The 19312-nt window shown below is 48.9% G+C and carries 20 protein-coding genes; 2 read left to right on the top strand and 18 right to left on the bottom strand.

Going from position 1 to position 19312, the window contains the following annotated elements; genetic code table 11:
- Positions 1–48: 48 nt before the first annotated feature.
- The 14 genes from C7R91_RS26950 to C7R91_RS26885 form a co-directional block, all read right to left on the bottom strand.
- Positions 49–1434: a vWA domain-containing protein gene (locus C7R91_RS26950; RefSeq protein WP_047070849.1), complete on the bottom strand. Its 1386-nt coding sequence runs from the start codon at positions 1432–1434 to the stop codon at positions 49–51.
- Positions 1435–1590: 156 nt separating this feature from the next.
- The gene (locus tag C7R91_RS26945; protein WP_083995107.1) at positions 1591–2796 is read right to left on the bottom strand and encodes an MFS transporter; all 1206 of its coding nucleotides are present in this window, start codon (positions 2794–2796) and stop codon (positions 1591–1593) included.
- A gap of 31 nt (positions 2797–2827) precedes the next feature.
- Positions 2828–3391 (bottom strand): thioredoxin family protein, encoded by a 564-nt coding sequence (locus tag C7R91_RS26940; RefSeq protein ID WP_047070848.1) that lies wholly within the window; start codon positions 3389–3391, stop codon positions 2828–2830.
- 29 nt (positions 3392–3420) lie between these two features.
- On the bottom strand, positions 3421–3810 hold the full coding sequence (locus tag C7R91_RS26935) for an IDEAL domain-containing protein (RefSeq protein WP_047070846.1): 390 nt from the start codon (positions 3808–3810) through the stop codon (positions 3421–3423).
- 62 nt (positions 3811–3872) lie between these two features.
- A complete protein-coding gene (locus tag C7R91_RS26930) occupies positions 3873–4310 on the bottom strand; it encodes an RrF2 family transcriptional regulator (RefSeq protein WP_047070844.1) in 438 nt (145 codons plus the stop codon).
- Between the two features lie 233 nt (positions 4311–4543).
- Positions 4544–5023, bottom strand: a complete 480-nt coding sequence (locus C7R91_RS26925; protein ID WP_047071275.1) for a GNAT family N-acetyltransferase — start codon at positions 5021–5023, stop codon at positions 4544–4546.
- Positions 5024–5090: 67 nt separating this feature from the next.
- On the bottom strand, positions 5091–6071 hold the full coding sequence (locus C7R91_RS26920; RefSeq protein WP_047070843.1) for a quinone oxidoreductase family protein: 981 nt from the start codon (positions 6069–6071) through the stop codon (positions 5091–5093).
- Positions 6072–6103: 32 nt separating this feature from the next.
- Positions 6104–6691 (bottom strand): DUF1802 family protein, encoded by a 588-nt coding sequence (locus C7R91_RS26915; protein ID WP_047070840.1) that lies wholly within the window; start codon positions 6689–6691, stop codon positions 6104–6106.
- A 41-nt stretch (positions 6692–6732) separates the two neighbouring features.
- Positions 6733–7791: a multifunctional transcriptional regulator/nicotinamide-nucleotide adenylyltransferase/ribosylnicotinamide kinase NadR gene (gene nadR, locus C7R91_RS26910; protein WP_047070839.1), complete on the bottom strand. Its 1059-nt coding sequence runs from the start codon at positions 7789–7791 to the stop codon at positions 6733–6735.
- Complete coding sequence (gene pnuC / locus C7R91_RS26905; RefSeq protein WP_047070837.1) at positions 7779–8492, bottom strand: nicotinamide riboside transporter PnuC; 714 nt, start codon at positions 8490–8492, stop codon at positions 7779–7781. Before pnuC ends, nadR begins: the two co-directional genes overlap by 13 nt.
- On the bottom strand, positions 8489–9349 hold the full coding sequence (locus tag C7R91_RS26900; protein WP_047070835.1) for a TIGR02452 family protein: 861 nt from the start codon (positions 9347–9349) through the stop codon (positions 8489–8491). Before C7R91_RS26900 ends, pnuC begins: the two co-directional genes overlap by 4 nt.
- 24 nt (positions 9350–9373) lie before the next feature.
- Positions 9374–10282: an NUDIX hydrolase gene (locus tag C7R91_RS26895; protein WP_047070833.1), complete on the bottom strand. Its 909-nt coding sequence runs from the start codon at positions 10280–10282 to the stop codon at positions 9374–9376.
- A 152-nt stretch (positions 10283–10434) separates the two neighbouring features.
- Complete coding sequence (locus C7R91_RS26890) at positions 10435–10767, bottom strand: hypothetical protein (RefSeq protein ID WP_047070831.1); 333 nt, start codon at positions 10765–10767, stop codon at positions 10435–10437.
- Between the two features lie 342 nt (positions 10768–11109).
- Positions 11110–12384, bottom strand: coding sequence for a cation:dicarboxylate symporter family transporter (locus C7R91_RS26885; protein WP_047070829.1), 1275 nt, complete (start codon positions 12382–12384; stop codon positions 11110–11112).
- Positions 12385–12648: 264 nt separating this feature from the next.
- Between C7R91_RS26885 and ytvI the strand changes: the two genes are divergently transcribed.
- Together ytvI and C7R91_RS26875 are read left to right on the top strand one after the other, a co-directional pair.
- On the top strand, positions 12649–13680 hold the full coding sequence (gene ytvI, locus C7R91_RS26880) for a sporulation integral membrane protein YtvI (protein ID WP_047070827.1): 1032 nt from the start codon (positions 12649–12651) through the stop codon (positions 13678–13680).
- Between the two features lie 93 nt (positions 13681–13773).
- Entirely contained in the window at positions 13774–15018 is a 1245-nt protein-coding gene (locus C7R91_RS26875) for a pyridoxal-phosphate-dependent aminotransferase family protein (RefSeq protein ID WP_047070825.1), read from the top strand.
- A 36-nt stretch (positions 15019–15054) separates the two neighbouring features.
- Here the strand turns inward: C7R91_RS26875 and C7R91_RS26870 are convergent, their stop codons facing one another.
- The 4 genes from C7R91_RS26870 to C7R91_RS26855 form a co-directional block, all read right to left on the bottom strand.
- Entirely contained in the window at positions 15055–16374 is a 1320-nt protein-coding gene (locus C7R91_RS26870) for a (Fe-S)-binding protein (protein WP_052773411.1), read from the bottom strand.
- Complete coding sequence (locus C7R91_RS26865) at positions 16367–17782, bottom strand: FAD-binding oxidoreductase (RefSeq protein WP_047070821.1); 1416 nt, start codon at positions 17780–17782, stop codon at positions 16367–16369. Before C7R91_RS26865 ends, C7R91_RS26870 begins: the two co-directional genes overlap by 8 nt.
- A gap of 27 nt (positions 17783–17809) precedes the next feature.
- Positions 17810–18718 carry an N-acetylmuramic acid 6-phosphate etherase gene (gene murQ / locus C7R91_RS26860; protein ID WP_047071273.1) on the bottom strand — a complete coding sequence of 303 codons (909 nt, stop codon included), beginning with the start codon at positions 18716–18718 and terminating at the stop codon, positions 17810–17812.
- Between the two features lie 215 nt (positions 18719–18933).
- Positions 18934–19311, bottom strand: a complete 378-nt coding sequence (locus C7R91_RS26855) for a VOC family protein (protein ID WP_047070819.1) — start codon at positions 19309–19311, stop codon at positions 18934–18936.
- Position 19312 lies beyond the last annotated feature (1 nt).

Raw genomic sequence — 19312 nt, 5'->3', positions numbered from 1 at the left:
ACTCTTTTTACACTGGTTTCAAGAAAATGTCAAGGAAGCGACTTTCCCTCAAGGTTTTTTAGCGTTTGCGTCTCGAACCCCTTGTTGTCCTTCCTCAATGACTTCCCGCCACTCCTGATTGCCATTGTCAACGGAATCTCTCCATAGCCCATTGCCTGTATCCACAGCGTATCGCCATATTTCCTGCTTCCGGTCGATAATGGCGCTATCGGTATCCATAATTCCGCCTTTTCCGTTAAATCTCTTTTTCAAATATTCCCTGGCGTCCAGCAATCTTTGTTTTTCTTCCTCCACCAACGCTTTTACTTTTTCCTTGGTGTCTTCCGCGAGTTTTTTCTTCGCTTCTTTTTGACTGAGTGCGTCTTCTTTGGCATTTTCCTTCCACGCGTACCAAGCCTGCTTGAGCTTGTCGTATTCGCCCCGAAGGTGCTTTTTCAAAGCCTCTTCATCCTGCACGGTTATGTATGTCCCCGCTCCCGCATCCGCCACTTGCTTGAGCATACGCTGCCCTTCGTTATCAACGTCAAAACCGATAATGTTCACTACGGTCTTTATGCTCGACTGGTTCAGTGCTTTGGCTGCTTCAACGGGATTTCCTCCGCACGTTTCGATCCCGTCGCTCACCACGTACACGAATGTTTCATTTGTCCCGGCTGGAATATCTTCTTGCACGGCTTGCAGTGCTTTTGCAATCGGTGTCCAGCCTGCTGGCTGTACTTTGCCCAATGCTTGTTGAAACGATTCCTTCTGATAGCCCGTCTCCGAATAAAAGGTCTCTGTACTGGCGCATGATAACGCTTTGTCTTGGTCACTGCCGCTTCCTTTATGCCCATATACTCGTAAAGAAATCGTCGCGTTTTTGGGAAGGACAGACGCGAATTGGTCAATTGCCTCTCGAGCTGCCTCCATCTTCGTTTTTTTGCCGACTTTTCCTTTCATGCTGCCACTCGCATCAATCAGCAAGGCAAAATGCGTTTTTTGCGTTTCCGGCAAGGTAATCTCCTCTGTCGGACGCTGCAAGTGAACGTCTACACTGGAATCAAAATTCGCAAACGTAAGAACAAACGGGCGATAATCCTCTCCGAGTAATTTCAGCAGCTCCTCGAGATATTGCTCCGATGTGAGTGTAGCTGGGAGCTTATCCAATTCTTTTTTGACCTTCTCTTCATCGTAATTTTCGCCAGCATACGTCCCTACCACCTGGTTTGCCAATGCGAGCTCAAATGCCGTCAACTCACGCTTAACAGGCGGCAGTGGCTCTCTAGCCTGCATTTGTGTGGATGTATCTGAAGTTGTCTGATCAGGCGTTTTCGTCTGCTCCTGTAAGTTTGCGGTTTGTTGTGTCGCAGCAGTGTCTTTTTGCGCAGGATCAGAGTCCGTACAGCCCGTCATCACTAGCATAAGAAACATAATAAACGATGCCCATTTCTTCAAAAAGCTTCCCCCTCCTCTTACTCCACCTACATTATGCTAAAACATTCCAATTTGAACAAATTATAAAAGATGTAGGCCGTTTTTCCTATAACACAAAAAAGAGCAACACAAAGCGTTTCCGCACTCTGCGCTGCTCTTTTCCTCATACAAAAATTATTAGGCCACTGCCCGTTTCATGCTGCGACGGCTTTCCACCTGCGACAAGAACAAGCTGAGAACCAGGATAATCGCGCCGAACAAATACGGTGCATTCAAATGAACCCCGTACAATGTACCTGCCACTGCTGGGCCAAAAATATTTCCAAGACTCATGTAGGCATTGTTCATTCCTGCTACAAAGCCCTGCTCATCCCCCGCTCGCTTGGAGATCAGCGTGTTGATTGCTGGACGCATAATCGACGTCAGGGTAAAGAAGATAACCGTCAAAATCAGCATATACCAGAAGTTACCGGACAATAGCATCATCACCATCGATACAGCAGACAAGAAGAACGTCCAGTTAATGAGCTTTTTCTCGCCAAAACGAGTAATGAGCTTGCCGATCAACGCTGCCTGCACAATCGTACCGGCAAGAGCACCCACTGTGATAATGATGGAAATATCGCGCGGAGTATAAGCGAATTTCGCGTCGACGAACAGCGGGAAGATAACTTCGAAGTTCGCCAAGCCAAACGTCATCGTAAAGACCAGCACCAGCATGATGAAGTACGACGATTGAAACGACTTGCCGAGTTGTAGGAAGATGTTTTCCTGTTTGTCTTTGGCGTTTCGTGCCGCCAGCTGTTTTTCCTTAGGAAGGGATTCTGACAAGAAGAAGATGGAACCGAGTGTGGCTACCGCACCAACCGCCGCGGAAATGTAGAACGGCATACGCAAGCCAAGCTCTGCCAAAAATCCGCCAATACCAGGCCCGATAACAAAACCGAGCGACATGGCAGCTCCGAGCATCCCCAGTCCTTTTCCACGTTTATCCTCTGTCGTGATATCCGCTACATACGCCAGCATAGACGGAATCATCGCTGCTGCCCCAATCCCGCCGATCAGACGAGAAAGGTAGAGCACCCAAGTCTGTTCAGCCAAGGCAAAGACCAGGTTGGAGATCGTAAACAGGACGAGTCCCATTACAATCATGATTTTTCGACCGTACTTATCCGACCATTCCCCTGCAATTGGAGAAAAAAGAAATTGTGTTACACCAAAGGCCGCCACCAAGTATCCAGCCGTCTCCCCACCCGCGCCGAACTCTTTGAGAAATTCGGGCAAAATCGGAATAATCAAGCCAATTCCCAGCATGGCGATAAACATGTTGATCATCAGGAAGAGAATCGGTCGCTGACTATTCTCTTGTGTATTCATATTCATTTATCCATTCCTATCCTATAGATTTTTCTCTTTAGCCTTGCAGCTTCGCTTTCACGCTCTCAATCACCGTGCGCCAAATAGCAGGGTCTGTAGATATCTTTTGCTTGAAGTTGCGGTACAACTCCTTTTGCTTTTCCTCAAAATCTGGAGCGTCTGCAGCCGGCAAGCCTGCACGGGCAGTCGTAATCATTTCCTGTACTTCTGGGGAACGCGGTCCCCACACTCTTGCCTCGTAACCATCCTGGTCGAGGAAAATAAAGATCGGGATTGCACGTGCTGTGCCATTGGTCAGGTATTGATCCATCAGCTCCAAATTTTCGTCACGGATGAGAAAGCGCAATTCAATGTTGCTTTCCTCGGCAATTCGCTGAATGACAGGAACGCACAAGGAAGCATCCCCACACCAGTCTGCGGTTAGAACGACCCCTTTCCAATTGCGCTGGGAGAGCTCCTTCCAGAAAGCCAGATCCTCTTCCGTAAATGTGAGCTGATCGTACACGCGAGACAGCTCTTCTTTGTTGACGTTCATACTTTCTTTGTACGCGGCAAAGCTCATTCCTTTTTCAAACCAACTGTTCTGATTCACGTTAGACATACTCCGTACTCCTCCTGTATTGTGAAAAATTATTGCTCCCAAATAGCAGAAGTTCCCAAGCGATTGCGAATGGAAGAGCTTCTTGTTTTGCGGGCTTCTTTCCCTGACGTCTGTCTCATGGTGCTTGCCTTGGCAGTCAGGTCCATAAACCACTCTCTATCTTTGGTTGCGAGAGCGAGGTCGATCAAATCATGCATATGCTCTTCATCATCAAAAGAGCCTACTGGAATGCGTTCCATCCACTGTCTCGGAATCACCACCAGCTTGCCGATCGTCTCTTCGTTGTCGCATTGAACCACATAAACTTTCGCGGTACCTCGCAATGAATCATCTGTTTCGACGAAGCCTTGAACTAACTCGCCGAATTTGGTCTTGCCCAATACCCATTCTCCGACTTCCAATAACTCATCTCGATTCATTTTCGTGCACCTCCTAATTGTAACGGAAATCATTACAGTTTCCATGTTAAAAATTTGTATGGTTACTGTTGCGAATTCTCCTGACATCCATGACGGACTTTATCTAATACGGTCTGGATCGTAATTTGTTCCAAATACTTCGTGAAGTACATCTCTGCTTCGGTAAAAATCTGATCCATGACTCCGTGCATATTCGCAGAAACCTGACACGCTTCTTGCGGATCTCCCGAACACCAGTGCGGCTTCAGTGTACCATTCGAAATCGAACGATATATCTCAGCCAAGGTGACCTCATTCGGATCGCACGCGAGTATATAACCGCCGCCAATTCCCTCTTTGGTCTTCACAAACCCGTTCTTACGCAGAATGCTCATGATTTTGCGAATTCTGGCAGGATTCGTACATACATTTTTTGCGATGAGCTCACTGCTTGCCATATGCTCTGGGATATGAGCCAACAAAGCCAAGCTGTGAACAGCTATGGTAAATTCACTATTCACGTCACAGACGGCCTCCTTGCGAAGAGTACTGTAATAATAATTCGTACAGTTACGAATGTCAACAATTGTGTGGGGGCAAACTTTTTTAAAACCGGAGGTTGTCAATCTGCGGTGGTCGGGGGGAAGCGAAGGCACATGTTTTCCAGTCGCCTTTTTCCTCACTACGTTCGGGCGGTCTCCTTCCAAACATGTGCCTTCGCTTTTCGGACAGCTATTGCTTCTGCGGGGCTTTTTTAAATAAGTTTTTTTATAAAAAGGATTTCATCGCGGATTGGGATGCCATTTTCTGCGATAAGGGGGATTTCCGGTTTGATTTGGCGGGCTTTGTCCACAGCATTGATGTACAGCTCGTGAAGCTGATAACCCCTTTTTTGGTAAAAGCCCATGGCGTGCAGGTTATCGTTGGTGGTGACGAGCTTCATGCGGTGGCAGCCTTTTTCTTTGGCGGTCTGCTCTACTTGATTGAGAAGTGCGGTCCCGATTCCTTTGTTTTCAATCACACTGTCCAAGGAAATGATTTCACATTCCTGATCTTCGAGGACATAGGAAATAAATCCATGGATTGCTCCATCTTCCCCCTTTACTGCGTAGCCATCCAGCGCATCGCATTGGAAGACGCCACTGGAGATGACCATTTGCGGACTTCCCCAGTGTTTGATGAAAAATTCAGTGATAACGTTTTTGTCCAGTTCGCTTGTAGAAATTATCTGCATAGCATTCACCTCTCCAAAATGATAAAGCGAAAACCCTTGCTTGTGAGTCAGCAAGGGCTCCAAATCGTTACGAACGCACATCCAGCAGTACTTTTCCCGTACTCGCCCTGCTCTCTACCCACGCATGAGCGCTCGCTGCTTCTTCCAATGCAAAATGCTTGCCGATCTTGATGTTCAGCTGTCCATTCGCCAAATAGTCCAAAACTTGCTTGGCTGTATCCTGCAACAAGTGTGGACGCAGCTTGCGTGTCGTACCAAAGCTGAAGCCTAAAACAGAGCGGCAGCTTGCGTGCAAATCGATTGTTTTGATCTGACCGATTTCGCCGCTGGCATTGCCAAAATGGACGAGTCGGCCGTACCAGGCGAGGCACTCAAGACTACGCTCGCTCACCGCTCCGGAAATCGAGTCCAAAATAACATCGGCTCCCGCACCATCCGTCAACTCACGTACCTTTTCCACAAAATCTTCGCGATCATTGCAAATCACATGATCGGCACCGGCTGACAAGGCAATTTCCGCCTTTGCTTCATTACCGACTGTGCCGATGACACGACCTGCTCCGAGCAGCTTGGCTAATTGAATCGCCGTCGTCCCGATTCCGCCTGCCGCAGCGTGAATCAGTACGGTTTCCCCTTTGGCAATACGTGCTACCTTCGCCAATAGCTGGTACGAAGTAAATGACACGACTGGGCAAGCGGCTGCTGTTTCCGTGCTGATTTGATCTGGCAGCGCAAAGGTCAAGCTCTCATCCGCCACGATATACTCGGCGTATGATCCGTTGGCCGGAAACGCAATGACTCGTTGTCCCACCTTCAGGCTTTGCACCTCTGCCCCTACCTGTTCGATCACGCCAGTCGCATCGAGCCCCGGGATAAATGGCAGCTTGGCTGCTCCCTTTTTTCCATATCTGGATTTGATATCAGCAAAATTGACACTGGTCATCTCGACGCGGATCAGCACCTGTGTAGGTGACATGCTCGGCATCTCGACTTCCGCATATTTCATCGTCTCAGGCCCGCCTAATTCCGTTACCAAGATCGCTTTCATGAGAACCCTCCAGACAAGAGTGGAATGGAATGTCAGTTTTGCAGAATGTTCATGATCGCAGCTTTTTTCGCTGCGAACTCCTCGTCGGAAAGCACAGGGGTAAACCCAGCTCGCGGAATATCCACCAAGAGATCATGCCAAGATTTGCAGCCTTGATAAGCAGCGTCAATCGGGATTTCTACTGGCTGCTCTAATCGATACACCCGCACGAACAAAATGTGCAGCGGCTGTTTTTTCTTCCAATGCAAACGCACATCTGCGAAATTATCCGTCCAGATGTGAAAGGGAGAAAGCGCACGCAGCTTGGCTTCGTCCATCAGCTCAACATCGTCGGTTACTTCGGCAAAATATTCGATCATTACGGTCTTCTTGTCCATTGTCCAGCCTTCGAGGGTCGCGTCTAACAGGTGTTGGCAGTCTGCCTTAACCATTTCGCGCTTCTGGTGCTCATAGGTCGGATACAAATAAAATTGATTGTTTTCCAAGCGGAATTCTCGTGTTTCTTCGTATAACCCACCCTTGCGGATCGTGATGATCTGCTCACCTTCTCCAAGCGCTTTGACGGCGACAGCCCATTCTTTCAAGCTAAGGGGGGATAGCGGCTGTACGATCGACTGCATGCAGCACGGCTCCCTTCTACTGTCAGAATCGTTTGATGACATTAGTCTAGCCCAATTCCCGCTCGTTGAGAAGTCGTCTTCAACAGTTGATCAACATGCTCCATAGCTCCTAGCAGTCTCTCGGCATAATTCCCTTTCAATGTCACGTACGTAATTCCCCGCTCATCCAGCATCTGGCGCAGCTTTTCATGATTGTGCAGGCGCACTTGCTCTTCTCCGTGCACACGCAGTCCATCATCTACCCATGCGACATCTGGCTCCATGAACAGCCACAAATCATATTTTTGCTCTTCGGCAATCTGGTCGAGAACAGAGAAGGTTTGCCCTGTGTACAGTTCAGAGTAAAATTGGGTGACAATCGCTTCGGTATCGATGAACAAGAGCTTGTTGGCTTTCTGGAGCGCTTCGTACTCTTTCATTTTGTGCCCATACGCGATATGCGGGAAATAATCCGGTGTCAAAATCGTATCGCAGCCCCCGACCTCTTCGCAGATTGTGCGACCATACTCCTCGACAAACACGGTGTTGTAGATTTTCGCAAGATAACGGGTCAAGGTCGATTTCCCGCAGCTCTCTGTTCCTACGACCACTACCTTTTTGACGAAATAGGGCTGAACAACAGTCGGGATGTGCTGCCAATGGGTGTAGACCCCTTCGTTGCGAATTTGGGTAGCGGAGATCGGCACTTGATTGCGCGATTCATCGAGAATGATGTGCGCTGCCTCCGGGTATAAACGGCGAAAAATCGGATCATAGGCGGACTCGGAGCTGAAAACCAGATCGATTTTTTTCCCAATCTTGCGCTTGATGTCCGCTGCTCCCGCCTCCCAATCGTAGCTCTCGTCGCTATCCGCACGATCCTCGACTGCAAGCACGCGGACATTTTCCATGTCCTTAACCAGCGTGGACAGCCATCTCAACCGTACTTCATAGGGCATGGGCTTGATCCCTGCCTCCTCACACAGTTTTCGGTCGCGAGTAGGGCTGTGCGAGAGAATGACGTACAGCTCGTCGCAGCGGCAGGCCGCCTGTGTAATCGCGTATACATGTCCCTGATGCAGTGGCAAAAATTTGCCGCCAATGAAGCCTACGCCCCCCATGTCTGCTCCTCCCTTTGCTTGCGGTACTGTCGAACCCAGTTCATCAATCCGTAGATGGCATTCACCAAATAAGCGGACCACATGACAAGCATCGAGATATCGCTTCCGTCCTTCAAAAATGCTGCCAGCCACATGTAGATCGTGAACAAATCAATAATGATCCAGACCACCCACTGCTCGACCAAGCGCTTCACCATGAAAAGCATCGCGATGACGGAAAGCACAGCCGTCAAGGAATCGACAAAAGGCAAGGCCCCGCCCATTTGCTTCAATACAAACCCGTAGGCAACTGTTGCGATGATGCTCAAGATCGTCCACCAGATACGTGCTCGGTTGGACAAAATCGTAATCTTAACGTCATTTTGTTTGACTTCGGACACGCGGTTTTTGCGCCACAGGTAGAGTCCTATGAATTGCATCGGCAAAAAATAGAGAAGATTCAGCATGACTTCCCCATAATACTTTTGCCCATAAGCAACGAACGCGTACAAAACCACATTGATGATACCCGGGTAGTAGCTCCACGTCTTTCCTTTGGCAACAAGCACGACACTCAACATCCCTGTTAAGGAGGCAATCAAGCCGATTAATGTATCATCCAGTGCGAAATACAAATAGATGGTTACCAGTGTAAACGAGATGAGCCATATTTTTTCAAACCAATTCCAGTCTGCTAACAAGCTGGTGCTTTTCGCATTCATGCGAACCTCTCCTTGAACGCTCGCAGGTTTTCCTGGCGCGCAGAATTGTCATAGATGGCAAAAACGATGTGATCAAAAAGCTGTGCATACTGCTCCTCGATCAAAACAGACGCAAAGTAATCTGCTACGTCCTCCGCTTTGTTGCGGAATACTCCGCAGCCGTACGCTCCCAAAATGATCGTCCGGTGGTTATGAATAGCTGCTGCCCGCAAAATTTTTCGGATGCGCTCCTTCATGACAGGGCCAATCTTCGCGATATTTTCCGGCTCTCGCTCACGAACAACCCCTGCATTCACAGCAGGCGCCGTAATAAAAGACAAGAGGTATGGCTCATGCAAAAGCTGATCGCTTTGGTCGCGAAGTACCGGGACCCGCGGTGAATAAATCATGTAATCGGAATAAAAGCAGGTTTTCAATTGACGATGATAGGTGTACATTTCCTGCATTTGCACGATGCAAGGATACAGACCGGAGGAACGCGCCAAGCTCTCTTCCTGCGCCTGGCTTCCTCCTAGGAATCCTCCGCCCGGATTTTTGGCGGAAGCAAAATTCAAGCATATGGCATCTGCTCGTTTTTCGGAGACGACGAGGCGCTTGGCTGCATCCAGACTGGATTCCGAGGTAACCTCGACCATGGCACGCAGTTGTGCTGCCGTTGTTTGATGCGATGGCAGTTGCACTGTTTCTGCAGCCAAATCATTTGGACGATACAAGACGGACTGGCTGATGGCAGCAGTGAGATCCTCCGTTATGGTCTTCTTTTCTCCCGCTTTGTTCACGTAGTAGCCCTGCTCTATGATTTGCAGCGTCTCTTGCGCGATTCGTACGCGCCCGCTTCGATTGTGTCCCTGATTCATTGTGATTTCCTCCCTGGTGCGGGGCTACGTCTGATCCATCCATTCCGGGTTAAAGCGGAAATACTTGGATGGTCGGTGCCCGGCATGTTTTCGATATTGATTCGTTTCCAGCACTTTGTCGGCTACCTTCCTGCGAAACGCCGCAGCCAACAGCTCACGTCCCAAAATCACTTCGTACACCTGTTGCAAATCACTTAGCGTAAACAGCTCCGGCATTAAGGCAAAGGCGATGTCCGTGTATTCAATCTTATTACGCAATCGCTCCAGCGCGTATTGAATGATTTTGGCGTGATCAAATGCGATATTGTTCGTCTCCACAATTTCGCGGGTCTCACGTACGGTGCGGCCCGTTACTGTTTTGGTAATTTTAATCGTGGCAAACAGTTCCTCTTTCTCGTGCACCAGTCGCAGTTCCAGCCAGCTTTCAGTAATGGAGCCGTCCGTAGTCGCTGTCTTTGTTTCTTTCAGCCACCTGTCCTCGATGCGGTACCACTCCGCTTCCTCTGCATCCTCCCCTGCCTGCAGCTGTAAAGACGAGCTGTCTACCAAGGCCATGTACGACGTGCTGATAACCCAAGTCCGCGGATCTCTGCCCGCATCACCCCAGGTATAGAGCTGCTCCAAGTAAATATCGTCTACGTTTGTTTCCGTACGCAGCTCGCGTCTGGCTGCCTCCTCCAGACTCTCCCCAGGTGTAACAAACCCACCCGGCAACGCCCATTGGCCGATATACGGATGCTCACCACGCTTCACAAGCAATATTTTCAAAGACTTGGGCGAGAGCTTGCGGTAATTCTCCTCCAGCTCATCCATTACGGTGAATACCAGCATATCGACTGTCACAGACGGCCGCTCGAATTGGCTGACATCATAAGCTTCCAAGTACTCCTTTTCGGTTTGACCTTGTTTATTGACATGTGATTTTTCTTTCATCCAATCGCCTCTTTTAGCTGCTGAAATGTTGTTGCTTTTTTGTTATTAACAAAATGTTATTATCAAGTTGTTGGTATCATATTACTCTTTCCTGTTTTTGGTGTCAATAAAAAAATACCCAACTCGAGGAAGGGTATTTTAACCGATGTCACTTAATGAATTACAAAGTACATGAATGCCCATGTAACAATAGAAGGTACGCCTGCTATAAATGTATAAAGAGCCCAATTCATCTCTTTACTATTTGCCTTTTGTATTCGCTCATTATTATCATCTGCAACGAAGTTTCTCTTCACGTCTGGAGTAGCCATGGTTATCCGATCAACGCCAAGTGAAGATCCGAACATAAAAATGGAAATCACAATTAGTCCGAACCCCGTATAGCTTGAAAAAGTCAGTAAAGTGCTCGTTCCACGATCCCCCAAGAATGCATACAAAATCAAAAGCCCAAGAAGACCAAATCCAAAAATCAATGCTTTGATCATTTTTAATCAGCCCCCTGTCACCATCATTATAAAACGAACACCAATCATTTTGCATGTTGGCGTTCGTTCTACAAGTAATAAACTGTAGCTGAAAATTTTTATGTCCAAGTCGAAGATTTACGTTTCAAAGTATCCTTAGTGCTTACTCTGATTACACTTGCAATGTCTGTCACTGGTTTGCGAGAGGAAGGGGCATTTTATGAAAGGAATTAATTCTTAAAAAATGCATCACATACAAAAACGATTAAAGCGCTACCGCCACTTTTCCACGCAATGCAAAAAAGCCCCCTGCCAGTTAAATTCACTGACAGGAGGCTTCTTACAAACCATTAATAGCTTAGATTAAGCAGCGCTTGGATCGGCTTTTACTGCCTGAACATAATTGTCTGCTTTCTTTTGATCGAACTGACCTTCCCAACGAGAGATCACGATTGCTGCCAACGCATTACCTACTACGTTAACAACTGTACGAGCCATATCCATCAAACGGTCTACGCCGGCGATGAAAGCAAGACCTTCTACTGGGAGACCTACAGAGCCGAGCGTAGCCAACAGTACTACGAACGATACTCCCGGTACACCAGCGATCCCTTTGGACGTAACCATCAGTACGAGCATAAGCGTAATCTGTGTGCTGATTGGCATGTGAATCCCATACATTTGCGCAATGAACAGAGCAGCCAGTGCCTGGTACAGTGTGGAACCATCCAGGTTGAAGGAGTAGCCTGTCGGAATAACAAAGGACGCGATCGCCTTCGGACAGCCCATCTTCTCCATTTTTTCCATGATTTTAGGCAGTACAGTCTCGGAGCTGGAGGTGGAGTAAGCCAACAACAGCTCGTCCTTCAGTACACGCAGGATGGAAGTGATTTTGACTCCGCTGATACGTGCGATGATGCCCAATACCACCAAGATGAAGAACACCATGGCAACGTGAACCAAAATAACCAGTTTCCCCAATGGAATCAAGGAAGACAAACCAAATTTGGAAACGGTAACACCAATCAGTGCAAAAACACCAAACGGAGCGAATCGCATGATTGTGTTCACAACCCAGAACATGGCGTCCGCGACTCCATTGAAGAAGTTGAGAACCGGCCTTCCTTTCTCTCCTGCTGCTGCGACACCAAGTCCAAACAGAACGGAGAAGAAGATAATCGCTAACATATCACCACGAGCAAGAGAATCAAAGATATTCGTTGGTACAATCTTAACGAATGTTTCCACCATACCGTGGCTCTGTGTTGATTCAGCCGTGTCTACATACTTGTGGATATCGGTCTTGGTAAGGACTGTTCGATCCACACCGACACCCGGTTGAAAGATATTGGCCGCCAAAAGACCAATGATAATGGCAATCGTGGTAACGATTTCAAAATACAGAATTGTCTTACCACCGATTTTGCCTAACTTCTTCATGTCACCTACGCCTGCTACGCCTACAATAAGCGTGGCAACAACGATCGGAACGACAATCATTTTAATCAATCGGAGAAAAATATCACCGATAGGTTGTAAATAGGTCGCCACTGCCGGGTTGCCGTAAAAAATAGCACCCACCAGGATACCCAGAATGAGACCGACGACAATTTGCATCGCTAATCCAAACCGCTTCATCCTGACACCTCGCTATGAAAGATTAAGATGTGACTCTCAAGTCGATATGCTGATACGCATCAAACTTGAGTGGTATATAGGTGAGCATCATATCATGACTTTTTGTGTTTTCCCCTTTTTTGTATTCTTTCCATTTATTTATTTTTTCTGATAATATCTATCAATTTCTTGCTATGATTGGGCTCATTGTGTTCGCTTCTGGAAAAATGATAGAATAAGGGAATCAATTTTCAGCGATTTTTTCATTCAGAATGGAGCGCAGTCATGACGATTCGGAAAATGATCATCCTGCTACTAGTTCTTGCAGTCGGGTTGTTTCTTTTACCTTACTCCGTCCCCTTTTTGCTAGCACTGTTAACAGCAATTCTGGTTGAGCCGCTCGTCTTGTTTCTTACCAAAAGGCTACGAATGAATCGGATGAGTGCGGTAATCGCATCCTTTTTCCTCTTCCTCATTTCATTTGGGATCGTACTGTACTGGATCGGTACGCAGATTGTGGTTCAGGGAATTGTTTTGGCTCAGAGATTACCGGCCTTTTCACAGCATATTTTTGAGTTGGTCGAGTCCTATTTGATGAGCTGGGAAACTTACTATGCGTCGTTACCTGCCGAAACCGTATCAGAAATCCAGAGTGTCTTCGCTGGGCTTAAAAACTGGGCGCTTACTTCAGCCTCCACGGTTGCCAAAGGTATTCTTGGTGTGGCAGCCATCGTTCCTGGCTTTTTGATCTCCACGATTATTTACTTGGTTGCCTTGTTTTTGATCAGTCTCGATTTGCCGAAATTGCGTGCGGGCTTCATGAGAATGTTCACGGTGTCTGCCCGTGAAAAGGTCGAAGTGGTCATCTCTCAATTGAACCGTGCCACCGTTGGGTTTTTACGTGCCCAGATCATCTTGAGCCTGATGACGTTCACGCTATCCTTTTTGGGATTACTCATCTTGCAGGTCAAGTATGCAGCCGTCATTTCGCTCATGATCGTGTTCGTCGATATTCTCCCTATCTTGGGCGCAGGCTCGTTCCTCGTCCCATGGGCTATTTACAACTTCTTGATGGGCAACTCTTATTTGGCGATCGGCCTGATCGTCATCTTCCTCGTAATTACGGTGGTCCGCCGTATTATTGAGCCCAAGGTACTCGCATCTAATCTGGGAATTAGCGCTCTAGCCGCTCTTGTCAGCATGTTCCTCGGATTTCAGGTGATTGGATTTTTCGGGCTGATACTCGGTCCAGCGCTCGTCATCATCTACGAGGCGCTGCGAAAAGCTGGATTCTTGAATTTCAAAATAGATTTTTGATGGGTACAAAAGACAGGCAGTACTGCGGCCGTTTTTTCCGGTAATGAATCCGGAAAAGCGGCCCTTGATATAGAAAGAGCTGGGGGAGCGCTTATGTGTGCATACAAAGAACAGACCATCTCACAACGAACGATTATGACGCCGGGGCCCGTCGAGGCTGAGCCTAGTGTTCTTCGCGTGATGGGTTCACCCATATTGGGACAATTCGATCCAGAATTCACGAACATCATGAACGAAACAATGGAAATGCTTCGGAATTTGTTTCAGACATCCAATCATTGGGCTTTCCCTATAGACGGAACTTCCCGGGCGGGCATTGAGGCCGTTTTGTGTAGCATAATCGAACCAGGAGATCGGGTGCTTGTACCCATTTATGGACGATTCGGGCACTTGCTCACGGAGATTGCGGAAAGGTACGGCGCAGATGTGATTACGATGGAAACACGCTGGGGAAGTGTCTTTGAACCGCATGACGTGATTGCCGAAATCGAGCGAATTCAGCCCAAAATCGTAGCAATGGTTCACGGCGAAACATCCACTGGCTGTGTTCAGCCTTTGAAAGAAATCGGAGAAGCTTGCCGCCAGATGGATGTCCTGTTTGTCGTCGATGCTGTCGCTTTGATCGGCGGAACAGAAGTGAAGGTAGACGATTGGTATATCGACGCTTGTATTGGCGGCACGCAAAAATGCTTGTCTGTCCCCTCTGGGATGGCTCCTATCACGTTTAATTCTCGTGTAGAAGCACTCTTGCTTCAACGAAAAAAAATTGAGCGTGGACTCGCTGATCCCTCTGCTCCGAACTCTGCTCAAACCCGAACGATCCGCAGCAACTATTTTGACTTGAGCCAGCTCATGGATTACTGGGGACCCGCACGGCTGAACCACCATACGGAGGCGACAACGATGCTGTACGCCTTGCGCGAGGGTGTGCGCATTGCCCTTACGGAAGGTCTGGAGGCGAGATTCGCCAGACATCGCTTGCATGAACAAGCATTGGTTGCTGGTGTGTTGGCGATGGGATTGCAGCTCTACGGCGATCCGGCTTGCAAGCTTCCCGTCGTGACCTGTATCAAAATTCCTGACGGGCTGGACGGAGAGTCAGTCCGCGCCATGCTGCTCGAAGATTTTCATATTGAAATTGCCAGTTCCTTTGGGCCGTTAAAAGGGAAAATCTGGCGGATTGGCACAATGGGCTACAGCTGCCGGAAGAAAAATATTTTGCATGTGTTAGGTGCGCTGGAAGCGGTTCTCATCCGGCATGGAGCCCGTGTGCACGTAGGGCGCGCCGTTCAAGCCGCGTTGGATATCTACGATCAGGAAAAAGTACAAAACAGCTAGCCCCTCTTAAACGGAAAAAGCCTTTGTCATCCCCACTCACTCAGGGATAGACAAGGGCTTTTCTTTTTGCTGCACACGCGCCAATAAATCGACGATGTGCACGGCTTCCATCTTTCCTTCCAGTCCCGCTCGATGAATGCCTGCTTTCATTTGCAACAGACAGCCCGGATTCGAGGTCACGAGAATGTCTGCTTGGGTAGCCGCTACATGATCCATTTTTTCATCCAAAAGGCTCCCGGCCATCTCAGGCTGCACCAGATTGTAAATACCCGCAGAGCCGCAGCAGCGATCTCCTTCGCGAAGCTGTACATATGTAGCTCCCGGAATGGCTTGCAGGAGGCTCACTGGCTCTTTTGTCACCTTCATCCCGTTGCGCAGGTGACAGGAGGATTGATAGGTGATTCGTTGCGGCAATGACTGCCACTCTTTTGGTTCGACGAGGAGTGCAAGCACCTCGCTAATATCCTTCACGCGTGAAGCGAACCATTGTGCTTTCTCCTTCCATTCGGCATCTTTCTCCAGCAAATGGTCGTATTCTAGAAGCATCGCTCCGCAACCACCTGCATTGGATACAATGATATCCACATCAGCCTTGTGAAAAGCAGCCACATTTTTTCGCGCCAGATTGCGAGCCTGTTCACGCTCACCGCTATGTGCATGGAGAGCGCCGCAGCAAACCTGGTCTGGAGCGATGATGACCTCACAGCCTGCCTCACTCAAAAGCCGAACAGTGTTGCGATTCGTCTCATTGAATAGGACATCCATGATGCAGCCGTGAAACATGCCTACACGATACTTGCGCTCACCTACGGCTGGAATAACCGTGCCACCGAAAAAGTCCACGATACCTTTTCCAGATGCTTCAGGCATGATCTCTTCCATTTCCCGCATTTGTTTTGGCAGAATGGACAGCACCCCCAGCTTGCGAAGGTTTTTTTGCACACCTGAGCGTTGATAGAAGCGCAAGAGTCCGCCGAGCTGGTACATGCGCTTCTGATGAGGAAACAGGTGGAAAAACGCGAGCTTGCGGACGGCTTTGACCCACCATGGATGCTCCTGCACCTCTTTGATCGCTTCTCGCGTCTGCTCGATCAGTTGACCGTACGGCACACCTGCCGGGCATACCGGCTCACATGCCCGGCAGCCTAGACAGAGATTCATTTGATTGACGAAATCTTTGTCCGGCTCCATGACACCGTCTGCTACGGCTTTCATCAAGGCGATGCGACCTCGTGGAGAAGCCGCCTCATAGCCTGTTTCCCGAAAGGTCGGACATGCTGGCTGACAGAAGCCACAGCGCATGCAATTGGACAGTTCATCGTAATCGAGTTTCTTTACCAAGGCCTCTCTAAGCACGCTGGACCACCACTCTGTTCCGGGACTGTTTTGCAAACATCTTGTCAGGGTTCAGAAGATTGTGAGGATCGAAAGCGTGCTTGATGCCTTTCATGATCTCCATACCTGCGGCCCCTACCTTCCACTCCAAATATGGTGCCTTGACGATTCCTACGCCATGCTCTCCCGTAATCGTTCCGCCCAAATCGATTGCCGCCGCGAAAATTTCCTCGAAGGCATGCTCGACACGCTCGATCTCTTCCGTGTTGCGAGCGTCTGTCATGCAGGTCGGATGCAGATTGCCGTCTCCTGCATGTCCGAAGGTGCAAATTTGCAGTCCGTATCGCTCTGTAATCTCTTGGATCGCGGCGACCATCTGCGCAATAGCGGCGCGAGGAACGGTTGCGTCCTCCAAAATGGTCGTCGGACGCATCCGTGACAACGCGGCGAGGGCACTGCGTCTGGCCGTCATCACCTCATCAGCTTCCTCCGCTGTCGTCGCTACCTTGATTTGGACCGCATCATTCTTCTCGCAAATCGCAGCGATCTGCTCCATGTCCCGATCGACCGTCTGTGGTTCTCCGTCCTGACCGATCAGGAGGATCGCCGCCGCATCTGTCGGAAGCCCGATCTGTTTGAAACCCTCGACAACACGGATCGTGCCCTGATCGAGAAATTCCAGCGTGCCAGGGATGATGCGATTGGCAATAATATCGGAAACTGACCTCGCTGCCTGTGCCATATCTGCAAACATAGCGAGCATAACCCGCTGTGTCTGCGGCTTCGGAATCAGCTTGAGAATCGCCTCGGTAATGATCGCCAATGTGCCCTCACTTCCGACCAAGAGCTTGGTCAGATCATAGCCCGCCACATCCTTCATCAGCTTGCCCCCGGTACGGATGACCTCTCCGTTCGGCAACACAGCTTCGAGACCCAGCACGTAATCCTTGGTTGTTCCGTACTTCAACCCGCGCAGTCCACCCGAATTAAGCGCAATATTCCCGCCAATCGTGGAGATGACCATACTGCCTGGATCGGGTGGGTAAAACAAACCAAGCGCCTCTACCGCCTGATGGATGTCGACCGTTCGGACCCCCGGCTGCACTGTTATCGTCAAATTTTGTTCGTCAATCTCTACAATTTGATTCATCCGACTCAACACCAAGACAATTCCGCCCCCGACTGGTATCGTTCCTCCGCATAGATTGGAGCCAGCCCCACGCGTCACAATCGGAATGTGGTATCGTGCTGCAACTCGCATGACCTGTTGGATTTCGGCTGTGCTCTTCGGCATGACGACCACATCCGGCAATGCTTGCTGCATCGGCGTCGCGTCATACGAATAGGCGACTAATGCTTCCTGTTTGTCGAGACAGTTTTTCTCTCCGACGATAGCACGCAGCTCTTCGCGAATAGATTCTGGCAACATGGAATCTCTCCACCCTTTCCCAAAAGCTTAGTCCAACTGCGAAATAGCTTCCCTGATTTTTCCATTGGTAACATTCAACAAACGAGTGGCTTCTTCCCTGCTCGTTCCGGTTAGCTTCATGATAATGGCTGTCTTCGCATCACCGTCTGCCTGATCAGCCAGTTGCTCCGCTTCCTCGTAACTCGCTCCAGTTACTTCCATGATAATCCGCTTTACCCGTTCCTTCAGCTTGAGGTTGGTCGCCTGCACACTGACCATCAGATTTCCGTACACTTTGCCCAAGCGAATCATCGTCGCTGTCGTCAGCATGTTCAGCACCAGTTTTTGGGCTGTTCCTGCCTTAAGCCTCGTCGATCCGGTCAACACTTCCGGTCCTACGACGACATTAATTGCTACATCTACACCTTCATTGATGTACGAAGGCTTGTTGCAAGAGACAGCAATCGTCTTGGCCTCGATCTTTTGTGCCTCCGCCAATACACCGCGTACATACGGAGTCCGTCCACTGGCTGCGATCCCTACAACCACATCATTTTTGGTCACACCGTATTTATGCACATCTTCTTGACCTAATTCAAAAGAATCCTCTGCTCCTTCTACCGCGCGTACCATCGCGGGTGGTCCGCCTGCAATCACACCCTGAACGAGCTCAGGCGGGGTACCAAAGGTCGGCGGGCACTCGGACGCATCCAAGATCCCTAAACGTCCACTCGTTCCAGCACCAAAGTAAAACAGTCTTCCGCCCTTTTCCAATGCGTGTGTGATAATCTCTACCGCATCAGATACTTGATCGAGGACGCGCTCTACCGCATAAGGAACCTTCTTGTCCTCATCGTTCATCATTTGTACGATGCCTCGGACACTCAATTGATCCAAATCACTGCTGCTCTCGTTTTTTCCTTCGGTCGTCAATGCTTGCAAGTTCTCCAGCTTCATGCTCTTTCGAGGTTGATGCATAGTCAAAAACCCCCATTTTTTAATTGACCGAAAATTCACTCCTATCATCACCCTCATTATATGCAGTAAAATTACACAAATCAATCTATCATAAGTAAATTTTATTTCACAATAAAACATCCAATAATTCCGTCCACAAACGCAAACAAGCCGAACCTCTTTCACAAAGGCTCGGCTCCTATTTAAGGATCGTATTATGCAAACAAACTGATCAGGTTCCCATCCGGGTCTTTCACGATGGCATACCGCTGGCCCCAGAACGCATCCCATGGCTCACGGTGACTCTCGTAGCCTTGGGAAACGATTTTCGTGTACAACCCATCAAGCGCCGCAGCATTCTCACACAAGAAAGCCAGCTCAATTCGATGCCCGACAGGTGCTTCCCATCCTCCATACACACCCTTGGCAACTTCCATTGTATCAAAGGCGAGACGAACACCGTCCTGCGCAACCTCCACATGCGGCTCTTCATTTGCTCCCTCGGGAATATCGAATCCGAGTACCCGGTAGAAGTCCAACGCTTTTTTCATGTCCTGGACGACAATCCCTACCATATCAAGCTTGATTCCCACA

The sequence above is a fragment of the Brevibacillus formosus genome, from assembly GCF_003013405.1.
Classification (GTDB): Bacteria; Bacillota; Bacilli; order Brevibacillales; family Brevibacillaceae; genus Brevibacillus; species Brevibacillus formosus.
The sequence above is the reverse complement of the archived record's forward strand: the minus strand, read 5'-3'. Positions and strand labels throughout refer to the sequence as shown.

Bases quoted from the DNA above. Each gene is read 5' to 3' on its own strand.
- C7R91_RS26865 (WP_047070821.1), bottom strand. From the start codon at position 17,782: ATGTTGCCAGAATCTATTCGCGAAGAGCTGCGTGCTATCGTCGGAGAG.
- pnuC (WP_047070837.1), bottom strand. From the start codon at position 8,492: ATGAATGCGAAAAGCACCAGCTTGTTAGCAGACTGGAATTGGTTTGAA.
- C7R91_RS26875 (WP_047070825.1), top strand. From the start codon at position 13,774: ATGTGTGCATACAAAGAACAGACCATCTCACAACGAACGATTATGACG.
- C7R91_RS26940 (WP_047070848.1), bottom strand. From the start codon at position 3,391: ATGTCTAACGTGAATCAGAACAGTTGGTTTGAAAAAGGAATGAGCTTT.
- C7R91_RS26895 (WP_047070833.1), bottom strand. From the start codon at position 10,282: ATGAAAGAAAAATCACATGTCAATAAACAAGGTCAAACCGAAAAGGAG.
- murQ (WP_047071273.1), bottom strand. From the start codon at position 18,718: ATGAAGCTGGAGAACTTGCAAGCATTGACGACCGAAGGAAAAAACGAG.
- C7R91_RS26945 (WP_083995107.1), bottom strand. From the start codon at position 2,796: ATGAATATGAATACACAAGAGAATAGTCAGCGACCGATTCTCTTCCTG.
- C7R91_RS26925 (WP_047071275.1), bottom strand. From the start codon at position 5,023: ATGCAGATAATTTCTACAAGCGAACTGGACAAAAACGTTATCACTGAA.
- C7R91_RS26900 (WP_047070835.1), bottom strand. From the start codon at position 9,349: ATGAATCAGGGACACAATCGAAGCGGGCGCGTACGAATCGCGCAAGAG.
- nadR (WP_047070839.1), bottom strand. From the start codon at position 7,791: ATGGGGGGCGTAGGCTTCATTGGCGGCAAATTTTTGCCACTGCATCAG.
- C7R91_RS26935 (WP_047070846.1), bottom strand. From the start codon at position 3,810: ATGAATCGAGATGAGTTATTGGAAGTCGGAGAATGGGTATTGGGCAAG.
- ytvI (WP_047070827.1), top strand. From the start codon at position 12,649: ATGACGATTCGGAAAATGATCATCCTGCTACTAGTTCTTGCAGTCGGG.
- C7R91_RS26890 (WP_047070831.1), bottom strand. From the start codon at position 10,767: ATGATCAAAGCATTGATTTTTGGATTTGGTCTTCTTGGGCTTTTGATT.
- C7R91_RS26920 (WP_047070843.1), bottom strand. From the start codon at position 6,071: ATGAAAGCGATCTTGGTAACGGAATTAGGCGGGCCTGAGACGATGAAA.
- C7R91_RS26885 (WP_047070829.1), bottom strand. From the start codon at position 12,384: ATGAAGCGGTTTGGATTAGCGATGCAAATTGTCGTCGGTCTCATTCTG.
- C7R91_RS26915 (WP_047070840.1), bottom strand. From the start codon at position 6,691: ATGCAGTCGATCGTACAGCCGCTATCCCCCCTTAGCTTGAAAGAATGG.